We start from the raw sequence: 18467 nt of genomic DNA, 5'->3' as shown, positions 1-18467 counted from the left end.
AAGCACAGGATAATTCAATGAAAGTCACTGTATTTGGTATCGGCTATGTCGGTCTGGTTCAGGCTGCGGTGTTGGCCGAAGTCGGACATGACGTTCTCTGTATTGATGTCGACGCGAATAAAGTCGAAAACCTGAAAAAAGGCATCATCCCGATTTTTGAGCCGGGACTCACTCCTCTGGTGATGGCGAACTATGAGTCAGGACGCCTGAAATTCAGTACCAATGCGGAAGAAGGGGTCAACCACGGTGTGATGCAGTTTATCGCTGTGGGTACACCACCAGATGAAGACGGTTCAGCCGATCTGAAATATGTGACTGCTGTGGCACGTACCATTGCGCAGTACATGGATGGCCACAAAGTGGTTATCGATAAATCAACGGTACCGGTCGGCACAGCAGATAAAGTACGCTCGGTGATGACGGAAACCCTGAAAAATCGTGATGCCAACATCGCGTTTGATGTGGTTTCTAACCCGGAATTCCTCAAGGAAGGTGCAGCGGTAAGTGACTGCATGCGTCCTGAGCGTATCGTGGTGGGTACTGATAACGATGAAGTGGTTGAGCTGTTGCGCGAGCTTTATGAGCCGTTTAACCGCAACCATGACCGTATGATTTTGATGGATATCCGCAGCGCAGAGCTGACCAAGTATGCGGCAAACTGCATGCTGGCAACCAAAATCAGCTTTATGAATGAGATCTCCAACCTGGCTGAACGCCTTGGTGCGGATGTGGAGAAAGTGCGTCAGGGTATTGGTTCTGATTCCCGTATTGGCTACCACTTTATCTACCCAGGCTGCGGCTACGGTGGTTCCTGCTTCCCGAAAGATGTTCAGGCGCTGATTCGTACTGCTGAGTCTATCGGTTATAAACCGCGTCTGCTGCAGGCGGTTGAAGATGTCAACGATTCACAGAAGAGCAAACTGCCCACCTTTATCAAACGTCACTTTGGCGATGATTTGCGTGGTAAAACCTTTGCGCTGTGGGGTCTGGCATTTAAACCGAACACCGACGATATGCGTGAAGCCTCCAGCCGTGTGCTGATGGAAACGTTGTGGGAAGCGGGTGCTTCGATTCAGGCATTCGATCCGGAAGCGATGGATGAAGCGCAACGTATCTACGGACATCGTAGCGACCTGAAACTCATGGGGACCAAAGAAGCGGCATTGCAGGGCGCAGATGGTCTGGTAATCTGCACCGAATGGCAGAATTTCCGCGCGCCTGATTTTGATGTCATTAAAACGGCATTAAAACAACCCGTGATTTTTGATGGTCGTAACCTGTATGATCCAGAACGCATCAGCAAACGCGGCTTCGTTTATTATGCAATCGGCCGCGGAGCTTCTATTCAAATTGCGTAATAAATGAGGGATGTATGAAGTTTCTGGTTACCGGCGCGGCAGGTTTTATTGGATTTCATGTTAGTCAGCGTCTGCTGGCTGCCGGTCACCAGGTTGTCGGCATCGACAACCTGAATGATTATTATGACGTCAGCCTGAAGCAAGCCCGCCTTGATCGGATAGCCTCTCATCCCGCATTCAGCTTTAGCAAAATGGACCTGGCAGATCGCCAGGCCATTTCTTCTTTATTTGCCCATCATGGTTTTGAACGTGTCATTCATTTAGGGGCACAAGCCGGGGTGCGTTATTCTATCGAGAACCCGCACCTCTACGCCGAAACAAATCTCATCGGCCATCTCAATATTCTTGAAGGTTGCCGCCATCATAAGGTCGGTCATCTTCTTTATGCTTCCTCCAGTTCAGTCTATGGTCTGAACCGGAAAATGCCTTTTTCAACCGATGACTCGGTTGATCATCCGGTTTCGCTGTATGCCGCGACCAAAAAAGCCAATGAGTTAATGGCCCATACGTATTCACATCTTTATCAATTGCCTACCACCGGGTTACGCTTTTTCACCGTGTACGGTCCGTGGGGGCGTCCTGATATGGCGCTATTTAAGTTCACCCGGGCAATGCTGGCAGGGGAGCCTATTGATGTGTACAACAATGGGCAGATGATGCGTGATTTCACCTATATTGATGATATTGCTGAGGCAATTGTCCGTTTACAGGATGTGATTCCGCAGCCAGACGCCCAATGGACCGTTGAAACCGGATCGGCAGCCACCAGTTCTGCGCCGTATCACGTCTACAATATCGGCAACAGTCAGCCGGTGACATTGATGGCGTATATCGAAGCCCTGGAGAGTGCGCTTGGCATGGAAGCGAAGAAGAATATGATGCCGCTGCAGCCTGGTGATGTGCTGGAAACCAGCGCAGATACGGAAGCCCTGAAGAAAGCGATCAACTTCCGCCCGCAAACCAGCGTGCGCGAGGGTGTGCAGCAATTTGTTGACTGGTACCGTGAATTTTATCAGCAATAATGAAGCACAAAAAAAGGAAGCCACTGGCTTCCTTTTTCTTACCTGGTGAATTCACCAAATGGGTGTGTAGTCACAATTTTTTCGAAGCACTGGGAGGATTTACAGCAGAAAATCGTCCAGTTGTTTGCCTTGTTCTTCAATTGCTTTTTTAATCACGGCGGGTGTACGACCCTGGCCTGTCCAGGTGCGGGTTTCACCATTTTCATCAACGTATTGATATTTAGCCGGGCGAGCCGCACGCTTGGTTTTAGCTGAAGTTTTGGTTTCAGATAAGGCATGCAGTAACTCGTTGGGATCGATACCGTCAGCAATCAACATCTCACGATATTGTTCCAGCTTACGGTTACGCTCAGCATTTTCTGCCTCTGCATGCGACTCTTCTTCACGACGCTCTTTCACCACAACCTCAAGTTTTTCCAGCATCTCTTCCAGTGTTTCCAGAGAGCATTCCCGAGCCTGCGCGCGCAATGTACGGATATTATTCAGAATTTTAAGTGCTTCGCTCATTGTCCTAATCTCAAAATATATTTAATGGGAGTTGTTCTGCCAGCTCATAATAGTGGTGGGAAAAAATAACTGCAATAGCAAAATTAACGAGCAAAACGTAAATAAAAAACGATGAGACTTTTTTAGCAACTGCCAGACACTATTTAACGCTCTCTTTTGTATTCCTTAACCCTTAAATTTTGTGGTTTATAACCCGCCGTTGTCAGGCAACTACGGGAGCTGGGGAATAAAGCTGAATAAAAAATAAACATTGGTGCTTTGTCATTTTGTGCTTTGTCAGTGTGTTTCGGGCAATAAATGAAGTGCTATGACGTTGGTAATTTGAGCAAATGATAAAAATTAATCCATCGCTACAGGCATGCTGTCTTTATGGTAGACTTGCGCGCAACTGGTTCAGGCCCTGATGAGATTTTCCAATGGCTCAACTCTATTTTTATTACTCAGCGATGAATGCAGGCAAATCAACGGCCTTGCTACAATCTTCCTATAATTACCAGGAACGTGGCATGCGTACCCTGGTTTATACCGCTGAAATTGATGATCGCTTCGGTGCCGGTAAGGTCAGTTCGCGTATTGGTCTCTCTTCACCGGCATTTTTATATAATGCCCAAACCCAGCTGGATACCGAAATAGCGGCCGAACATGCCAGACAACCGGTGCATTGCGTACTGGTGGACGAAAGCCAGTTCCTGACCCGTGAACAGGTAAAAGCGTTGTCCGATGTGGTCGACAATATGGATATTCCCGTGTTGTGTTATGGACTGCGCACCGATTTTCGCGGTGAATTGTTTGTCGGCAGCCAATACCTGCTGGCATGGGCAGATAAGTTAGTGGAACTGAAAACAATCTGCCACTGCGGGCGTAAAGCCAGTATGGTTTTACGTCTGGATGCCAATGGAAAACCTTTTAGTGAAGGTGAGCAGGTGGTGATTGGCGGTAATGAACGTTATATATCTGTTTGCCGAAAGCATTATAAACAGGCAATTGATGAAGGATCCTTAAAAGCGATTTACGGGTCGAATCAACCTCATCAGTAAAAACAGTGAATATAAAAAAACCCGCCGAAGCGGGTTTTTTTGTTATCGAAGCTTACGCTTTTTTGGTTTTTTTCTCAGTCTTTACTGACTTTACCGGCTGCAGATCAACCGCTTCTGTCACTTCGGCTGTGGTTTCGACAAATTCGCGACCGTAGAAAGTATCCAGCATGATTTGTTTCAGTTCAGCAATCAGCGGGTAGCGCGGGTTAGCACCGGTACACTGATCATCGAAGGCATCATCAGCCAGTTTATCCACTTTGGCGAGGAAGTCAGCTTCCTGTACCCCAGCTTCACGAATGGAGGTCGGGATGCCCAGTTGGGTTTTCATCTCTTCCAGCCATGCCAGCAGTTTTTCAATTTTCTGCGCAGTGCGGTCACCTTCAGCACTCAGGCCCAGATGGTCAGCCACTTCGGCATAACGACGACGCGCCTGTGGACGGTCATACTGGCTGAAAGCAGTCTGTTTAGTTGGGTTGTCATTCGCGTTGTAGCGGATAACGTTACAAATCAACAGGGCGTTCGCCAGACCATGCGGAATATGGAACTCTGAACCCAGTTTATGTGCCATTGAGTGACATACACCGAGGAAGGCGTTAGCAAACGCAATACCCGCGATGGTGGCCGCATTGTGTACGCGTTCACGAGCTACCGGGTTTTTCGCCCCTTCTTTATAGCTGGCTGGCAGGTTTTCTTTCAGCAATTTCAGTGCCTGCAGAGCCTGTCCATCGGAGTATTCATTGGCGAGCACAGAGACGTAGGCTTCCAGTGAGTGAGTCACGGCATCCAGACCGCCAAAGGCGCAGAGTGAACGCGGCATATCCATCACCAGGTTAGCATCGACAATCGCCATATCCGGGGTCAGTGCATAGTCAGCCAGCGGATATTTCTGACCTGTCGCGTCATCGGTAACGACGGCGAACGGTGTCACTTCAGAGCCGGTACCGGAAGTGGTAGTGATGGCGATCATGCGCGCTTTCACACCCATTTTCGGGAATTTGTAGATACGTTTACGGATATCCATAAAGCGCAGTGCCAGTTCTTCAAAATGGGTTTCCGGATGTTCATACATCACCCACATGATTTTGGCAGCATCCATCGGTGAACCACCACCCAGGGCGATAATCACGTCAGGTTTAAAGCTGTTCATCTGCTCAGCACCTTTACGCACGATGCTCAGGGTCGGGTCAGCTTCGACTTCGAAGAATACTTCAGTCTCGATACCGTGTGATTTCAGCACGCGGGTGACCTGGTCAGCATAGCCATTGTTGAACAGGAAACGGTCGGTGACGATGAAAGCACGTTTGGCTCCGTCAGTCGCCACTTCTTCAAGCGCAATTGGCAGAGAACCACGACGGAAGTAGATAGACTTCGGAAGTTTATGCCACAACATATTTTCAGCTCGCTTGGCCACGGTTTTCTTGTTGATAAGGTGTTTCGGTCCCACGTTTTCAGAAATGGAGTTACCGCCCCATGAACCACAACCCAGCGTCAGTGACGGAGCCAGTTTGAAGTTATACAAGTCACCGATACCCCCCTGTGATGCCGGGGTGTTGATCAGGATACGTGCGGTTTTCATCTTGTCGCCGAAGTAGTGCACGCGTTCATTCTGGTTATCCTGGTCAGTATAGAGACAGGAGGTATGACCGATACCGCCCATTGCGACCAGTTTTTCCGCTTTATCAACTGCGTCCTGGAAATCTTTGGCACGATACATGGCCAGCGTCGGCGATAATTTCTCATGAGCGAAGGGTTCTGACTCATCAACCAGCTTCACTTCACCAATCAAAATCTTGGTGTTAGCCGGGACAGTAATACCCGCCATCTCAGCAATTTTCGGCGCAGGCTGACCCACAATCGCGGCGTTGAGTGCGCCATTTTTCAGGATGATATCCTGCACGGCTTTCAGCTCTTTGCCCTGCAGCATATAACCGCCGTGGCTGGCAAAACGTTCACGCACCGCGTCATAGGCAGAATCGACGACGATAACTGACTGCTCCGAAGCACAAATCACACCGTTATCGAAGGTTTTTGACATCAGAATAGACGCGACAGCGCGTTTGATATCGGCCGTTTCATCCACCACCACCGGGGTATTACCGGCACCCACACCAATCGCTGGCTTACCGGAACTGTAAGCGGCTTTCACCATGCCAGGGCCACCTGTCGCCAGGATCAGGTTGATATCCGGGTGATGCATTAACTGATTTGACAGTTCTACTGACGGGGCATCAATCCAGCCGATAATATCTTTAGGTGCGCCTGCGGCGATAGCAGCTTGCAGCACGATGTCAGCGGCTTTGTTGGTGGCATCTTTAGCGCGTGGATGTGGCGAGAAGATAATGCCGTTACGGGTTTTCAGACTGATAAGCGCTTTAAAAATTGCGGTTGAAGTCGGGTTGGTGGTCGGTACGATACCGCAAATCAGGCCAATAGGTTCGGCAATAGTGATGGTGCCAAAGGTGTCATCGGTGTCGAGCACACCACAGGTTTTTTCATCTTTATAGGCGTTGTAAATATATTCGGAAGCAAAGTGGTTTTTGATCACTTTATCTTCGACGATGCCCATGCCGGATTCGGCAACGGCCATCTTAGCGAGCGGGATTCGTGCATCAGCGGCGGCGAGGGCAGCGGCGCGGAAGATGGCATCAACTTGTTCCTGACTAAAATTGGCGTATTCGCGCTGTGCCTTTTTAACACGTTCTACCAGTGCATTAAGTTCGGCGACATTAGTTACGGCCATGGTGCTCTCCTGAAGGAAGTTAAACTTTTTTAGTAAACAAGCCTGGATCCAGAAGTATAGTCGCGCTATAGAACGCTGTTTGGTCAGGGGGGCGAGTGAACTCGCGATTGCTTACTAAAAAGGTTTACTGTTCTGGATAGTGACGCCTCAGGATATTGTTTCGATGGGGTAAGGTTACCCCCGATGAGGTAGAAGAATTATGACGCAGATCAATTTTGTCCTAAGCTGACACCATTCAGCACCCACTTTTGCAATTAAAGTAATCGCAACCCGCCACACAATAAGGACCGAACAGTAGCAAAGCAGTAACCCGACATTAACGGCAGTTAAATGCACTGGATTTCCGTGCAAGAGGCAGCATAGATTTCTGCTAAAAGCGCTGGTTTTTAGCCAGTGATTTGCACTACATTATGCGCGATTTTTACTGTGACCCATTCTGGAGCTGACTGTGACCCCCGTGCTACTTGATCTATCCGGCTATATTAAGTTTTTTGTCGGTTTGTTCGCCCTGGTGAACCCAGTGGGCATCATCCCGGTGTTTATCAGCATGACCAGCTATCAGGGGGCAGTAGAGCGGAATAAAACTAACCTGACGGCTAATCTGGCTGTAGCCATCATATTGTGGACGTCGCTGTTTCTCGGTGACGCGATTTTGCACCTGTTTGGTATCTCTATTGATTCATTCCGTATTGCCGGCGGCATTCTGGTGGTGACCATCGCCATGTCGATGATCAGCGGTAAGCTGGGGGAAGATAAGCAGAACAAGCAGGAAAAGTCAGAAACCGCGATTAGAGAAAGCATCGGTGTTGTGCCGCTGGCATTACCGCTGATGGCAGGTCCTGGTGCGATCAGTTCCACCATTGTCTGGAGCACCCGTTACCATAACTGGCAAAATCTGCTCGGCTTCACCCTGGCCATCGCAATTTTTGCTTTCTGCTGCTGGCTATTGTTCCGGGCGGCTCCCCTGATGGTCAGAGTGCTGGGGCAGACAGGTATTAACGTCATTACGCGTATTATGGGCTTATTGCTGATGGCATTGGGTATTGAGTTTGTGGTCACCGGACTAAAAGCCATTTTCCCGGGTTTATTAAGTTAAAAATCGCCTTAATTTTCTACACGTCATCTTTTCATGATCCAATCTGGTGCGCGTGATGATAATTTCGCACCAGATTGGTGCTTTTATTCATCATGCTTAACACCGCTGCTGGGTTATCAATTTTGCTACTGTGCTCATCGGAGTTGAGTCATTCTCTCTTTTTTACTGTGATAATTATCACAGCATCATATTCTGATTATCTGATAAGAATATAAAATAATTCCCGCCGTTTAGACTCTTCTTCTATTCACATGCCCCATATTCATGTTACTCGCTGGAGTAAAACACATTTTGGCTATTCTGCTTTTAACTTTGCACACTAAGGCAGCAAATACTTCATAAAATAGATATAAATCAATGTATTAAGTGATAATTTTGGTTAAGAATTAACACTTTTCCTGAGCAATAAGACGTGATAAAAGAGAATTAGATAACATTTTTGTGGTTTAGCTTTGGCGCGTGGGCATTTGTTCTGATAATTTTCGGAACATCGCAATTTTTTTATCTGATAGTCAAAAATGTGTACGGTTCTTGCTTACTCGCTATCAGGTTTATGTTGAAGGTTGATTTCTGTAGATGAAATGGATGCTAGCGAAGGCCCCGGCGTTTTCACCTCTTGCCCTTTGCCTGTGGAGTGTTTTGAGCCAGAGTCAGGCGGCTGACATCCCGGCAGGGACACCATTATCCGCCACGCAGCGCATTGTTATTAATAACGGCAGTGAAGTGGCTTCCCTCGATCCGCAAAAAATTGAAGGTGTACCGGAATCCAATGTGATTCAAAGTCTGCTCGACGGGCTGGTTAACACCGACAACAACGGCAAAATTGTCCCTGGCGTAGCGGAAAGCTGGCACAGCGAACAAGGGCGCGTCTGGACGTTCACCCTGCGAGAAAATGCCCGCTGGAGTAATGGTGAGCCGGTAACGGCAGCCGATTTTGTTTACAGCTGGCAGCGCCTTGCCGATCCGCAAACGGCTTCTCCTTACGCCAGCTATTTGCAGGCGGCGCATGTGGCCAATGTTGATGCGGTCATGGCTGGTAAAGCCAAACCGGCTGAACTGGGTGTCAAAGCGCTGGATGCCCGTCATTTTCAGGTAACGCTGTCAGAACCTGTCCCTTATTTCCTCTCCATGGTGGCAAATACCTCAATGAAGCCGGTTTATCCTCCGGCAGTGGAGAAGTGGGGTGAGCAGTGGACCCAGCCTGAACATTACGTCAGCAATGGTCCCTACACCCTGAGCCAATGGGTGGTGAATGAAAAAATTGTGGTGAAGCGCAATCCGCTGTACTGGGACAATGCGCATACCGTGATTGAAGAGGGCGTTTATCTGCCGTTATCGTCAGAAAACAGCGATATTAACCGTTATCGCAGTGGCGGCACGGATATGACCAACAGCGTGGTCCCGCCCGATATTTACCAAAAATTGCGTCAGGATCTGGGTGATCAGGTTAGAGTCAGCCCGCTGTTGTGCACTTTCTACTATGAAATCAACAATAAAAAAGCCCCATTTAATGATGCCAGGGTGCGTACCGCGCTGAAGCTGACGCTGGATCGTGACATCATTGCGCAGAAAGTGATGGGGCAGGGGCAAATCCCCGCCTACAGCCTGACACCGCCATTTACCGAAGGTATTAAGCTTTCCCCGCCAGCCTGGTTCAATGAAACGCAGGCAGAACGCAATGCCAGTGCGAAAAAGCTGCTGGCAGAGGCCGGTTTTAATGAACAGCACCCGCTGCGCTTCTCGCTGCTCTACAACACCTCCGAGCAAAACAAAAAGCAGGCGATTGCTGCCGCTTCTATGTGGCAGAAAAACCTCGGCGCGGTGGTGACACTGGAAAATCAGGAGTGGAAAACGCTGCTCGAAACGCGCCACCAGGCGCAATACGATGTGGTGCGAGCCACCTGGTGTGCTGACTACAACGAGCCGTCCACGTTCCTGAATATGTTGCTGAGCGGTGCGTCAATCAATACCGCGTTCTACAGCAGCCCGGAATTTGATCGGCTGATGGCGCAAACGCTAACCGCCCCGGACGACGCGGCACGCGCGGCACTCTATCAACAGGCAGAAAATCAGCAGGACAAAGATTCTGCGATTATCCCGGTTTATTATCGGGTCAGCGTGCGGCTGGTGAAGCCCTGGGTGGGTGGTTTTACCGGACGTGATCCCCAGGATCTGATTAATCTGAAATACTATTACATAAAGAAACATTGAGTAACGGGCTGATCCGGCGCTACAGTCGGGCGGCACGTTACCGTGGCAACCCTTGCAAGGGGGATTGCAATCTCTGACCAGACAGGGCGGAGATTCCCGGATACGGGGTACGCCGGGCGGCTTAGACCGACCCGGTGACGATAATAAAACTGGAGCGTAATAATGAACAACATCACGAAAAAAAGCCTGATCGCCTTAGGTGTAGTTGCGGCGATTGGCGCGCTGGCAGGGAATGCCGCGCTGGCAGCGACAGTGCCAGCAGGCGTTCAATTGGCAGCAAAGCAGGAGTTGGTGCGTGGTAATGGTGACGAAGTGCAGTCACTGGACCCACATAAAATTGAAGGCGTGCCGGAAGATAACGTCGCGCGTGACCTGTATGAAGGTCTGCTGGTGAGCGACAGCGATGGCAAACCGGTGCCGGGCGTGGCCGAAAGCTGGGAAAACAAAGATTTCAAAGTCTGGACTTTCCATCTGCGTAAAGACGCTAAATGGTCGAATGGTGCGCCGGTAACGGCACAGGATTTCGTGTATAGCTGGGAACGTCTGGTTGACCCGAAAACGGCGTCCCCGTATGCCAGCTATCCGCAGTATGGCCACATCGCCAACGTTGATGACATCATTGCCGGTAAAAAACCGATTACCGATCTGGGCGTGAAAGCGCTGGACGATCACACGCTGGAAGTTACCCTGAGTGAGCCGGTGCCGTATTTCGATAAACTGCTGATTAACTCCGTGATGTCACCGGTTTACAAGCCAGCGATTGAGAAGTTTGGCGAGCAGTGGACTCAGCCGCAGAATTGGGTAGGTAACGGTGCCTTCAAACTCCAGGATCATGTGATCAACGAACGTATTACGCTGGTGCGTAACCCGGAATATTGGGATAACGCCCACACCGTGCTGAACAAAGTCACCTTCCTGCCGATCAGCTCTGAAGTGAGCGATGTTAACCGTTACTTCTCTGAGAACGGCAGCGACATGACCTATAACAACATGCCGATTGAGCTGTTCAAAAAGCTGCAGCGTGATAACGGCAAAGAGCTGCATGTTGATCCGTATCTGTGTACTTACTACTACGAAATCAACAACCAGAAAGCACCATTCACCGATCCGCGCGTTCGTGCAGCGCTGAAATTGGGTCTGGACCGCGACATCATGGTGAACAAAGTGCTGGCACAGGGCCAGATGCCTGCCTACAGCTTCACCCCGCCAGCCACCGATGGCATGGAAATTCTGCCGCCGGACTGGTTCAAATGGTCACAGGAAAAACGTAACGCTGAAGCGAAGAAATTGCTGGCTGAAGCCGGTTATACCGCAGACAAACCGTTGACCTTCAACCTGCTGTACAACACGTCCGATCTGCACAAAAAGCTGGCAATTGCCGCGGCATCGATCTGGAAGAAAAACATCGGCGTGAACATCAAGCTGGAAAACCAGGAGTGGAAAACCTTCCTGGACACCCGTCATCAGGGCAACTTTGACGTTTCACGCGCGGCCTGGTGTGCAGATTACAACGAACCGACTTCGTTCCTGAACATCATGGTATCGGACAGCAGCAGTAACACCTCGCACTATAAGAGCGCTGAGTTTGATCAGGTGATCAAAGATGCGATCAAAGCCCCTGACGCCAAAGGTCGTGCGGCTGATTATCAAAAAGCGGAACAGATCCTCGATAAAGACAGCACCATCGTGCCGGTTTACTACTACGTGAACGCGCGTCTGGTGAAACCTTATGTCGGCGGTTACACCGGTAAAGATCCGCTGGATAAAACCCTTGATAAGAACTTTTATATAATTAAACACTAATAGCACACAGGCTATCGACAGTGGCGGTGCTGCGGCACCGCCAATTACTTTGTGAAGCAACAGCCTGGTAGGTACGGCAATGTTAAAATTCATCCTGCGACGGATTCTGGAAGCGATTCCGACGCTCTTCGTTTTGATTACCATCTCCTTCTTCATGATGCGACTGGCACCCGGTAGCCCGTTTACCGGCGAACGCACCTTATCGCCCGAAGTGATGGCGAATATCGAAGCCAAATACCATCTCAACGATCCCATCGGCAAACAATATGTTGATTACCTGATTCAGCTGGCGCACGGCGATTTTGGCCCCTCGTTTAAGTACAAGGACTATAGCGTTAACTATCTGGTAGGACATGCCTTCCCGGTATCAGCCAAACTCGGCCTGGCGGCCTTTGTGCTGGCGATGGTGTTGGGGATTACCGCGGGCGTCATCGCCGCGCTGAAACAAAACAGTTTATGGGATTATGCGGTGATGGGGGTCGCCATGACCGGCGTGGTGATACCGAGTTTTGTGGTCGCGCCATTGCTGGTCCTGGTGTTCGCCATCACCTTGCGCTGGCTGCCCGGCGGTGGCTGGAACGGCGGGCAAGTGCAATACATGCTGCTGCCGATGGTGGCGCTGTCTCTGGCGTATATCGCCAGCATCGCGCGAATTACGCGTGGCTCAATGATTGAAGTGATGCACTCCAACTTTATCCGCACTGCGCGGGCCAAAGGGCTGCCGCTGCGTCGTATCGTGTTGCGTCATGCGCTGAAACCGGCGCTGCTGCCGGTGATCTCGTATATGGGCCCGGCATTCGTCGGCATCATTACCGGTTCAATGGTTATCGAATCAATCTATGGTCTGCCGGGGATTGGTCAGCTGTTCGTCAATGGTGCGCTCAATCGCGACTATTCGCTGGTGATGAGCCTGACAATCCTGGTTGGTGTGCTGACCATTGTGTTTAACGCGGTCGTTGACGTGCTGTATGCCGTGATCGATCCGAAGATTCGTTACTGATGCTGGAGTTCGCCCATGATGTTAAGTAAGAAAAACAGCGAAGCTCTGGATGCCTTCAGTGAAAAGCTGGAAGTTGAGGGACGCAGCCTGTGGCAGGATGCGCGTCGTCGCTTTATTCATAACCGTGCTGCGCTGCTGAGTTTGCTGGTGCTGGTACTGATCGCGCTGTTCGTGGTATTTGCCCCGATGTTGTCGCAGTTTCGCTATGACGATACCGACTGGGGCATGATGTCCGCGCCGCCGGATACCACATCAGGGCACTGGTTCGGCACGGACTCCTCTGGCCGGGATTTGCTGGTGCGAGTGGCTATTGGTGGCCGTATCTCGTTAATGGTGGGGATTGCCTCGGCGCTGATTGCGGTGCTGGTGGGCACCCTGTATGGCTCGGCTGCCGGTTATCTCGGCGGTAAAACCGACTCGGTGATGATGCGTATCCTGGAAATCCTTAACTCCTTCCCGTTTATGTTCTTCGTCATTCTGCTGGTGACCTTCTTTGGCCGTAACATCCTGCTGATTTTTGTCGCCATTGGTATGGTGTCGTGGCTGGATATGGCGCGTATCGTGCGCGGTCAGACGCTGGGATTGAAACGTAAAGAGTTTATTGAAGCAGCCCAGGTCGGTGGGGTGTCCACTACCCATATCGTGCTGCGCCATATCGTGCCTAACGTGTTGGGTGTGGTGGTGGTGTATGCCTCGCTGTTGGTGCCCAGCATGATCCTGTTTGAATCCTTCCTGAGCTTCCTTGGGTTGGGTACCCAGGAACCGCTGAGTAGCTGGGGCGCGTTGCTGAGCGATGGTGCTAACTCAATGGAAGTTTCACCCTGGCTGCTGCTGTTTCCGGCAGGCTTCCTGGTGGTCACGTTGTTCTGTTTTAACTTTATCGGCGATGGCCTGCGTGATGCCCTCGACCCGAAAGATCGTTGAGGAGTTTCCCGATGACCATTCATGAATTTCAGCCAGCAATGGCGGCCCGTGCGGGAAGCAACCTGTTGTTAGACGTCAAAGATTTGCGGGTGACCTTTGGTACCCACGATGGCGACGTCACCGCAGTCAACGACCTCAACTTTTCCCTGCGTGCCGGTGAAACGCTGGGGATCGTGGGTGAATCCGGTTCCGGTAAATCGCAGACCGCCTTTGCCCTGATGGGGCTGCTGGCAAAAAACGGTCGTATTGGTGGTTCGGCAAAATTTAACGGCCAGGAAATTCTCAACCTGCCGGAAAACGCGCTGAATAAGCTGCGTGCCGAGCAGATCGCGATGATTTTCCAGGACCCAATGACCTCGCTGAACCCGTATATGCGCGTGGGTGAGCAGCTGATGGAAGTGCTGAAGCTGCATAAAGGAATGAGCAATGCGCAGGCGTTTGAAGAGTCGGTACGTATGCTGGATGCGGTGAAAATGCCGGAAGCACGCAAGCGTATGAAAATGTTCCCGCACGAGTTCTCCGGCGGGATGCGTCAGCGCGTGATGATTGCCATGGCATTGCTGTGTCGTCCTAAATTACTGATCGCCGATGAGCCAACCACCGCGCTGGACGTGACGGTACAGGCACAAATTATGACGCTGTTGAATGAACTGAAGCGCGAGTTCAACACCGCGATCATCATGATTACCCACGATCTGGGCGTGGTCGCGGGGATCTGTGACAAGGTGCTGGTGATGTATGCCGGACGCACCATGGAATATGGCCGGGCGCGTGATGTGTTTTATCAACCGGCGCACCCTTACTCCATCGGCTTGCTGAGCGCGGTACCGCGCCTGGATGCCGAAGGCGAGTCGCTGATGACCATTCCGGGTAATCCACCTAACCTGCTGCGCCTGCCGCAGGGTTGTCCATTCCAGCCACGTTGTCCGCATGCGATGGATATCTGTGCTACTGCCCCGGCGCTGGAGCCTTTTGGCGAAGGACGCCTGCGTGCCTGCTTTAAGCCGGTGGAGGAATTAGTATGAACACCGTAGCGGAAAAGAAAGTTTTACTGGAAATCGCCGATCTGAAGGTGCATTTCGATATCAAAGATGGCAAGCAGTGGTTCTGGCAGCCAGCAAAAACCCTGAAAGCGGTTGATGGTGTCAGTCTGCGCTTATATGAAGGGGAGACCCTGGGTGTGGTCGGTGAATCCGGCTGCGGCAAATCGACGCTGGCGCGTGCCATTATCGGGCTGGTAAAGGCCACAGAAGGGCGTGTTGCCTGGCTGGGGCGTGACCTGCTGGGACAGAGTCAGGAAGAGTGGCGCAAAGCGCGCAGCGATATCCAGATGATCTTCCAGGACCCGTTAGCGTCGCTTAACCCACGTATGACCATCGGCGATATTATAGCGGAACCGCTGCGTACCTATCATCCGAAGATGCCGCGTCAGGAAGTGAAGGATAAGGTTAAAAACATGATGATGAAGGTTGGCCTGCTGCCAAACCTTATCAACCGTTATCCTCACGAGTTTTCCGGTGGCCAGTGCCAGCGTATTGGTATTGCCCGCGCGCTGATTCTGGAACCGAAACTGATCATTTGTGATGAACCGGTGTCGGCACTGGATGTGTCGATTCAGGCGCAGGTGGTGAACCTGTTGCAGCAGCTGCAACGTGAGATGGGGTTGTCACTGATCTTCATTGCCCACGATCTGGCGGTGGTGAAACACATCTCTGACCGTGTGCTGGTGATGTACCTTGGTCATGCGGTGGAACTGGGGACGTATGATGCGGTGTACAACAATCCACAGCATCCCTACACCCGTGCGTTGATGTCGGCAGTGCCGATTCCTGACCCGGATCTGGAGAAGAATAAACAGATCCAGTTGCTGGAAGGGGAGCTGCCGTCGCCGATCAATCCGCCATCAGGCTGCGTATTCCGTACCCGCTGCCCGATAGCCGGACCAGAGTGCGCGAAAACGCGTCCATTACTTGAAGGCAGCTTCCGCCATGCGGTGTCCTGCCTGAAGGTAGATCCGATGTAAAACAAAACGCCGGGCGATTGCCCGGCGTTCATTTAATTTTTACCCTGAATTATTCACGCCACAGGATATGGCACAGCTTGTGGTCTTTCTCGCGACACAGCAGCACGCGCGCAAAGACATCGGTAATCGGCTCCCCATCCGCTTCACCGAGTCCAATCACCACTTCAGAGAAAAAGTCAGGGTTCAGGTCGAAATCCACATGTTCCTGCCAGTCTTCTGAGGGATCGAACAGCTCGGCACCCCCACGTTCCTCAAACTGCAGATTGAACAGAATGATGTCGGCTGGATCGAGGTTGTCACCTGCCAGTTCAAGAAAAATATCGTAAGCCTGCTCCAGCGTTTCATCTTCAGTCAGGCGATTATTTAAATCCATGGTCATTTGCGTGCCCTGCGGCGGTAAATATTTCCGCTCGTTTTACAGTAAAGGACTGAAGAAGTAAAACAGTCGTTCGACGATGCGCTGCCACCAGGCACGTTTTGCCCAGCGCGCGCCATCCAGCAGGCGTGAGCGGGCGATATAGTCATCCTGAACACAAGCAAGATCGCTGCCAAATCCGGCATCATCCACCACCAGGGTAATCTCAAAATTGAGCCACAGGCTGCGCATATCAAGATTCACGGTGCCCACCAGGCTGAGCTGACCATCTACCAGCACGCTCTTGGTATGCAACAGCCCATCCTCGAACTGATAAATCTTCACTCCGGCTTCCAGCAGCTCGGTAAAGAAGGCGCGGCTGGCCCAGCCAACCAGCAGGGAATCGTTATGCCGTGGCACGATAATGCTGACCTCCACCCCGCGCAGCGCGGCGGTACAGATGGCATGCAGTAAATCATCGCTGGGGACGAAGTAGGGCGTGGTCATGATCAACTGGTGGCGCGCGGAATAGACCGCCGTTAACAATGCCTGATGGATCATGTCCTCCGGAAAGCCGGGACCGGAAGCAATCACCTGAATGATGTGACCACTCTCCTGTTCAAACGGCATCACATTGGCATCAGGGGCGGGCGGCAGGATGCGTTTGCCGGTTTCAATCTCCCAGTCGCAGGAGTAAACAATGCCCATGGTGGTGGCGACCGGGCCTTCCATACGGGCCATCATGTCAATCCATTGGCCCACCCCCGCATCCTGCTTGAAGAAACGCGGATCAACCAGATTCATGCTGCCTGTGTAGGCAATATAGTTATCAATCAGCACCACCTTGCGATGCTGACGCAAATCCATACGGCGCAGGAACACACGCAGCAGGCTGACCTGCAGCGCCTCTACCACGTCGATACCCGCATTCCGCATCATCCCGACCCACGGACTGCGAAAAAAGGCGACGCTGCCAGCGGAATCGAGCATCAGGCGGCAGTGCACGCCACGACGTGATGCGGCCATCAGCGATTCAGCCACTTCGTCCGCCAGCCCGCCGGGTTGCCAGATATAGAACACCATCTCGATGTTGTGGCGAGCCAGCTGAATATCGCGGATTAAGGCATGCATCACATCATCGGAGTTCGTCAGCAACTGCAGCTGATTGCCTTTTACGCCGGCAATACCCTGGCGGTGGTGGCACAGCTGGAACAAGGACAGGGCGACATCGCTGTGTTCGGTCGCGAAGATATGGCGGCATTGCTTCAGGTCGTTAAGCCATTTGGCCGTTGACGGCCACATAGTGCGCGCCCGTTCCGCACGGCGCTTGCCCAGATGCAGTTCACCAAATGACAGATACGCAATAATACCCACCAGCGGCAGAATATAGATGACCAGCAACCAGGCCATAGCAGACGTGACAGCACGGCGTTTCATCAGAATTCGCAGTGTCACACCCGCAATGAGCAACCAGTAGCCAAACAGTAGTAACCAACTGATCAGGGTATAAAATGTGGTCATTAAGTGGACGTCCCGTTCGCGCTTTGATGAGCAAAGTTTACGTGTTGATGAACGGTAGCGAAACCCTTAATCATAACGGGTTAACGATAAGCGATTCGAATTGGCATTTTATGGCAGATCACTATAATGCGTGCCGGTGATTAGCCAGTCAGAGAGGATGTGATGAGACGAAGCAGAAATGAAGTGGCTCGCTGGAGAATGTTACGTCAGGTGCAGCGCCGTCGCGCACGCTGGCTGGAAGGGCAATCCCGGCGCTATAAACGTATTCACGCCATTCGTCACCAGGTCGCGCAGCAGCATCGCCGCTCCATCCTGTTCATCACACAAAATACCTGATGGAAAATCGCGGCGTTAAACGCCGCGTAAAACTAATGTCAGGTTAACCATCTGCAGTGCGGCGGCCAGCACAATCAACATCACGATTTGCTGGCGGGCGTGACGAAAGCCCTGCCGACGCCATATCCAGAGTGCTCTGCCAATCAGTGCGAAGACGATGATCAGCAGAGCCAGTGCGCGCCACATTTAGAAAACGCGCTTGAACGGCTTGACCGCAACCTGCTTATACACACCCGCAGCAATATACGGATCATCATTTGCCCAGGATTGTGCCGCTTCCAGAGACGGAAACTCGGCAATCACGGTTGAACCGGTAAAACCGGCGGCACCGGGATCGTTGCTATCAACAGCTGGCATCGGGCCAGCCACAATCAAACGCCCTTCATCCTGCAACAGTTGCAGACGAGCCAGGTGGGCAGGGCGTACAGAAGTACGTTTTTCCAGTGAATCAGCATTGTCTTCCGCATAAATGACATAAAGCACGATTGGGAACTCCCGTTATACTGGTCAGATTTGCAAAACACGTTAAGTGAT

The 18467-nt window shown here is 51.4% G+C and carries 17 protein-coding genes; 11 read left to right on the top strand and 6 right to left on the bottom strand.

Annotated features, from left to right (window positions below; translation table 11 throughout):
* Nucleotides 1-17 precede the first annotated feature (17 nt).
* Nucleotides 18-1358, top strand: a complete 1341-nt coding sequence (locus CUN67_RS10795; protein WP_208715302.1) for a UDP-glucose dehydrogenase family protein — start codon at nucleotides 18-20, stop codon at nucleotides 1356-1358.
* 14 nt (nucleotides 1359-1372) lie between these two features.
* Nucleotides 1373-2380, top strand: a complete 1008-nt coding sequence (locus tag CUN67_RS10790; RefSeq protein ID WP_208715301.1) for an NAD-dependent epimerase — start codon at nucleotides 1373-1375, stop codon at nucleotides 2378-2380.
* 99 nt (nucleotides 2381-2479) lie between these two features.
* Here CUN67_RS10790 and hns read toward each other — a convergent pair whose 3' ends face one another.
* Nucleotides 2480-2887 carry a histone-like nucleoid-structuring protein H-NS gene (gene hns, locus CUN67_RS10785; RefSeq protein ID WP_208715300.1) on the bottom strand — a complete coding sequence of 136 codons (408 nt, stop codon included), beginning with the start codon at nucleotides 2885-2887 and terminating at the stop codon, nucleotides 2480-2482.
* Between the two features lie 416 nt (nucleotides 2888-3303).
* Here hns and tdk point away from each other — a divergent pair, with 416 nt between their 5' ends.
* Nucleotides 3304-3924 (top strand): thymidine kinase, encoded by a 621-nt coding sequence (tdk, locus tag CUN67_RS10780; RefSeq protein ID WP_208715299.1) that lies wholly within the window; start codon nucleotides 3304-3306, stop codon nucleotides 3922-3924.
* Between the two features lie 52 nt (nucleotides 3925-3976).
* On the opposite strand, the gene adhE is transcribed toward tdk, so the two are convergent.
* Entirely contained in the window at nucleotides 3977-6664 is a 2688-nt protein-coding gene (gene adhE / locus CUN67_RS10775; protein ID WP_208715298.1) for a bifunctional acetaldehyde-CoA/alcohol dehydrogenase, read from the bottom strand.
* 448 nt (nucleotides 6665-7112) lie between these two features.
* On the opposite strand from adhE, the gene CUN67_RS10770 reads away from it, so the two are divergent.
* From CUN67_RS10770 to oppF, 7 genes are all read left to right on the top strand, one after another.
* Nucleotides 7113-7760, top strand: a complete 648-nt coding sequence (locus CUN67_RS10770; RefSeq protein WP_084875175.1) for a YchE family NAAT transporter — start codon at nucleotides 7113-7115, stop codon at nucleotides 7758-7760.
* Between the two features lie 576 nt (nucleotides 7761-8336).
* Nucleotides 8337-9971 (top strand): ABC transporter substrate-binding protein, encoded by a 1635-nt coding sequence (locus tag CUN67_RS10765; RefSeq protein ID WP_208715297.1) that lies wholly within the window; start codon nucleotides 8337-8339, stop codon nucleotides 9969-9971.
* 162 nt (nucleotides 9972-10133) lie between these two features.
* Nucleotides 10134-11774, top strand: coding sequence for an oligopeptide ABC transporter substrate-binding protein OppA (gene oppA, locus CUN67_RS10760; RefSeq protein ID WP_208715296.1), 1641 nt, complete (start codon nucleotides 10134-10136; stop codon nucleotides 11772-11774).
* Between the two features lie 79 nt (nucleotides 11775-11853).
* A complete protein-coding gene (oppB, locus tag CUN67_RS10755) occupies nucleotides 11854-12774 on the top strand; it encodes an oligopeptide ABC transporter permease OppB (RefSeq protein WP_084875169.1) in 921 nt (306 codons plus the stop codon).
* 15 nt (nucleotides 12775-12789) lie between these two features.
* Complete coding sequence (oppC, locus tag CUN67_RS10750; RefSeq protein WP_208715295.1) at nucleotides 12790-13698, top strand: oligopeptide ABC transporter permease OppC; 909 nt, start codon at nucleotides 12790-12792, stop codon at nucleotides 13696-13698.
* A gap of 11 nt (nucleotides 13699-13709) precedes the next feature.
* The gene (locus tag CUN67_RS10745) at nucleotides 13710-14723 is read left to right on the top strand and encodes an ABC transporter ATP-binding protein (protein ID WP_208715294.1); all 1014 of its coding nucleotides are present in this window, start codon (nucleotides 13710-13712) and stop codon (nucleotides 14721-14723) included.
* Complete coding sequence (gene oppF, locus CUN67_RS10740; protein ID WP_208715293.1) at nucleotides 14720-15721, top strand: murein tripeptide/oligopeptide ABC transporter ATP binding protein OppF; 1002 nt, start codon at nucleotides 14720-14722, stop codon at nucleotides 15719-15721. Before CUN67_RS10745 ends, oppF begins: the two co-directional genes overlap by 4 nt.
* A gap of 49 nt (nucleotides 15722-15770) precedes the next feature.
* Here the strand turns inward: oppF and CUN67_RS10735 are convergent, their stop codons facing one another.
* Nucleotides 15771-16100, bottom strand: a complete 330-nt coding sequence (locus tag CUN67_RS10735; protein WP_208617283.1) for an HI1450 family dsDNA-mimic protein — start codon at nucleotides 16098-16100, stop codon at nucleotides 15771-15773.
* 36 nt (nucleotides 16101-16136) lie between these two features.
* The gene (gene cls / locus CUN67_RS10730; protein ID WP_208715292.1) at nucleotides 16137-17597 is read right to left on the bottom strand and encodes a cardiolipin synthase; all 1461 of its coding nucleotides are present in this window, start codon (nucleotides 17595-17597) and stop codon (nucleotides 16137-16139) included.
* Nucleotides 17598-17759: 162 nt separating this feature from the next.
* On the opposite strand from cls, the gene CUN67_RS10725 reads away from it, so the two are divergent.
* Nucleotides 17760-17933, top strand: a complete 174-nt coding sequence (locus tag CUN67_RS10725; RefSeq protein ID WP_013509336.1) for a YciY family protein — start codon at nucleotides 17760-17762, stop codon at nucleotides 17931-17933.
* A 15-nt stretch (nucleotides 17934-17948) separates the two neighbouring features.
* Here CUN67_RS10725 and CUN67_RS10720 read toward each other — a convergent pair whose 3' ends face one another.
* Nucleotides 17949-18119: a hypothetical protein gene (locus CUN67_RS10720; RefSeq protein ID WP_208715291.1), complete on the bottom strand. Its 171-nt coding sequence runs from the start codon at nucleotides 18117-18119 to the stop codon at nucleotides 17949-17951.
* Entirely contained in the window at nucleotides 18120-18416 is a 297-nt protein-coding gene (locus tag CUN67_RS10715; RefSeq protein ID WP_208715290.1) for a YciI family protein, read from the bottom strand.
* Between the last annotated feature and the right edge of the window lie 51 nt (nucleotides 18417-18467).

The organism is Pantoea cypripedii (assembly GCF_011395035.1).
Taxonomy (GTDB): Bacteria; Pseudomonadota; Gammaproteobacteria; order Enterobacterales; family Enterobacteriaceae; genus Pantoea; species Pantoea cypripedii_A.
The sequence above is the reverse complement of the archived record's forward strand: the minus strand, read 5'-3'. Positions and strand labels throughout refer to the sequence as shown.

Bases quoted from the DNA above. Each gene is read 5' to 3' on its own strand.
- CUN67_RS10795 (WP_208715302.1), top strand. From the start codon at position 18: ATGAAAGTCACTGTATTTGGTATCGGCTATGTCGGTCTGGTTCAGGCT.
- CUN67_RS10790 (WP_208715301.1), top strand. From the start codon at position 1,373: ATGAAGTTTCTGGTTACCGGCGCGGCAGGTTTTATTGGATTTCATGTT.
- hns (WP_208715300.1), bottom strand. From the start codon at position 2,887: ATGAGCGAAGCACTTAAAATTCTGAATAATATCCGTACATTGCGCGCG.
- tdk (WP_208715299.1), top strand. From the start codon at position 3,304: ATGGCTCAACTCTATTTTTATTACTCAGCGATGAATGCAGGCAAATCA.
- adhE (WP_208715298.1), bottom strand. From the start codon at position 6,664: ATGGCCGTAACTAATGTCGCCGAACTTAATGCACTGGTAGAACGTGTT.
- CUN67_RS10765 (WP_208715297.1), top strand. From the start codon at position 8,337: ATGAAATGGATGCTAGCGAAGGCCCCGGCGTTTTCACCTCTTGCCCTT.
- oppA (WP_208715296.1), top strand. From the start codon at position 10,134: ATGAACAACATCACGAAAAAAAGCCTGATCGCCTTAGGTGTAGTTGCG.
- oppB (WP_084875169.1), top strand. From the start codon at position 11,854: ATGTTAAAATTCATCCTGCGACGGATTCTGGAAGCGATTCCGACGCTC.
- oppC (WP_208715295.1), top strand. From the start codon at position 12,790: ATGATGTTAAGTAAGAAAAACAGCGAAGCTCTGGATGCCTTCAGTGAA.
- CUN67_RS10745 (WP_208715294.1), top strand. From the start codon at position 13,710: ATGACCATTCATGAATTTCAGCCAGCAATGGCGGCCCGTGCGGGAAGC.
- oppF (WP_208715293.1), top strand. From the start codon at position 14,720: ATGAACACCGTAGCGGAAAAGAAAGTTTTACTGGAAATCGCCGATCTG.
- CUN67_RS10735 (WP_208617283.1), bottom strand. From the start codon at position 16,100: ATGACCATGGATTTAAATAATCGCCTGACTGAAGATGAAACGCTGGAG.
- cls (WP_208715292.1), bottom strand. From the start codon at position 17,597: ATGACCACATTTTATACCCTGATCAGTTGGTTACTACTGTTTGGCTAC.
- CUN67_RS10725 (WP_013509336.1), top strand. From the start codon at position 17,760: ATGAGACGAAGCAGAAATGAAGTGGCTCGCTGGAGAATGTTACGTCAG.
- CUN67_RS10720 (WP_208715291.1), bottom strand. From the start codon at position 18,119: ATGTGGCGCGCACTGGCTCTGCTGATCATCGTCTTCGCACTGATTGGC.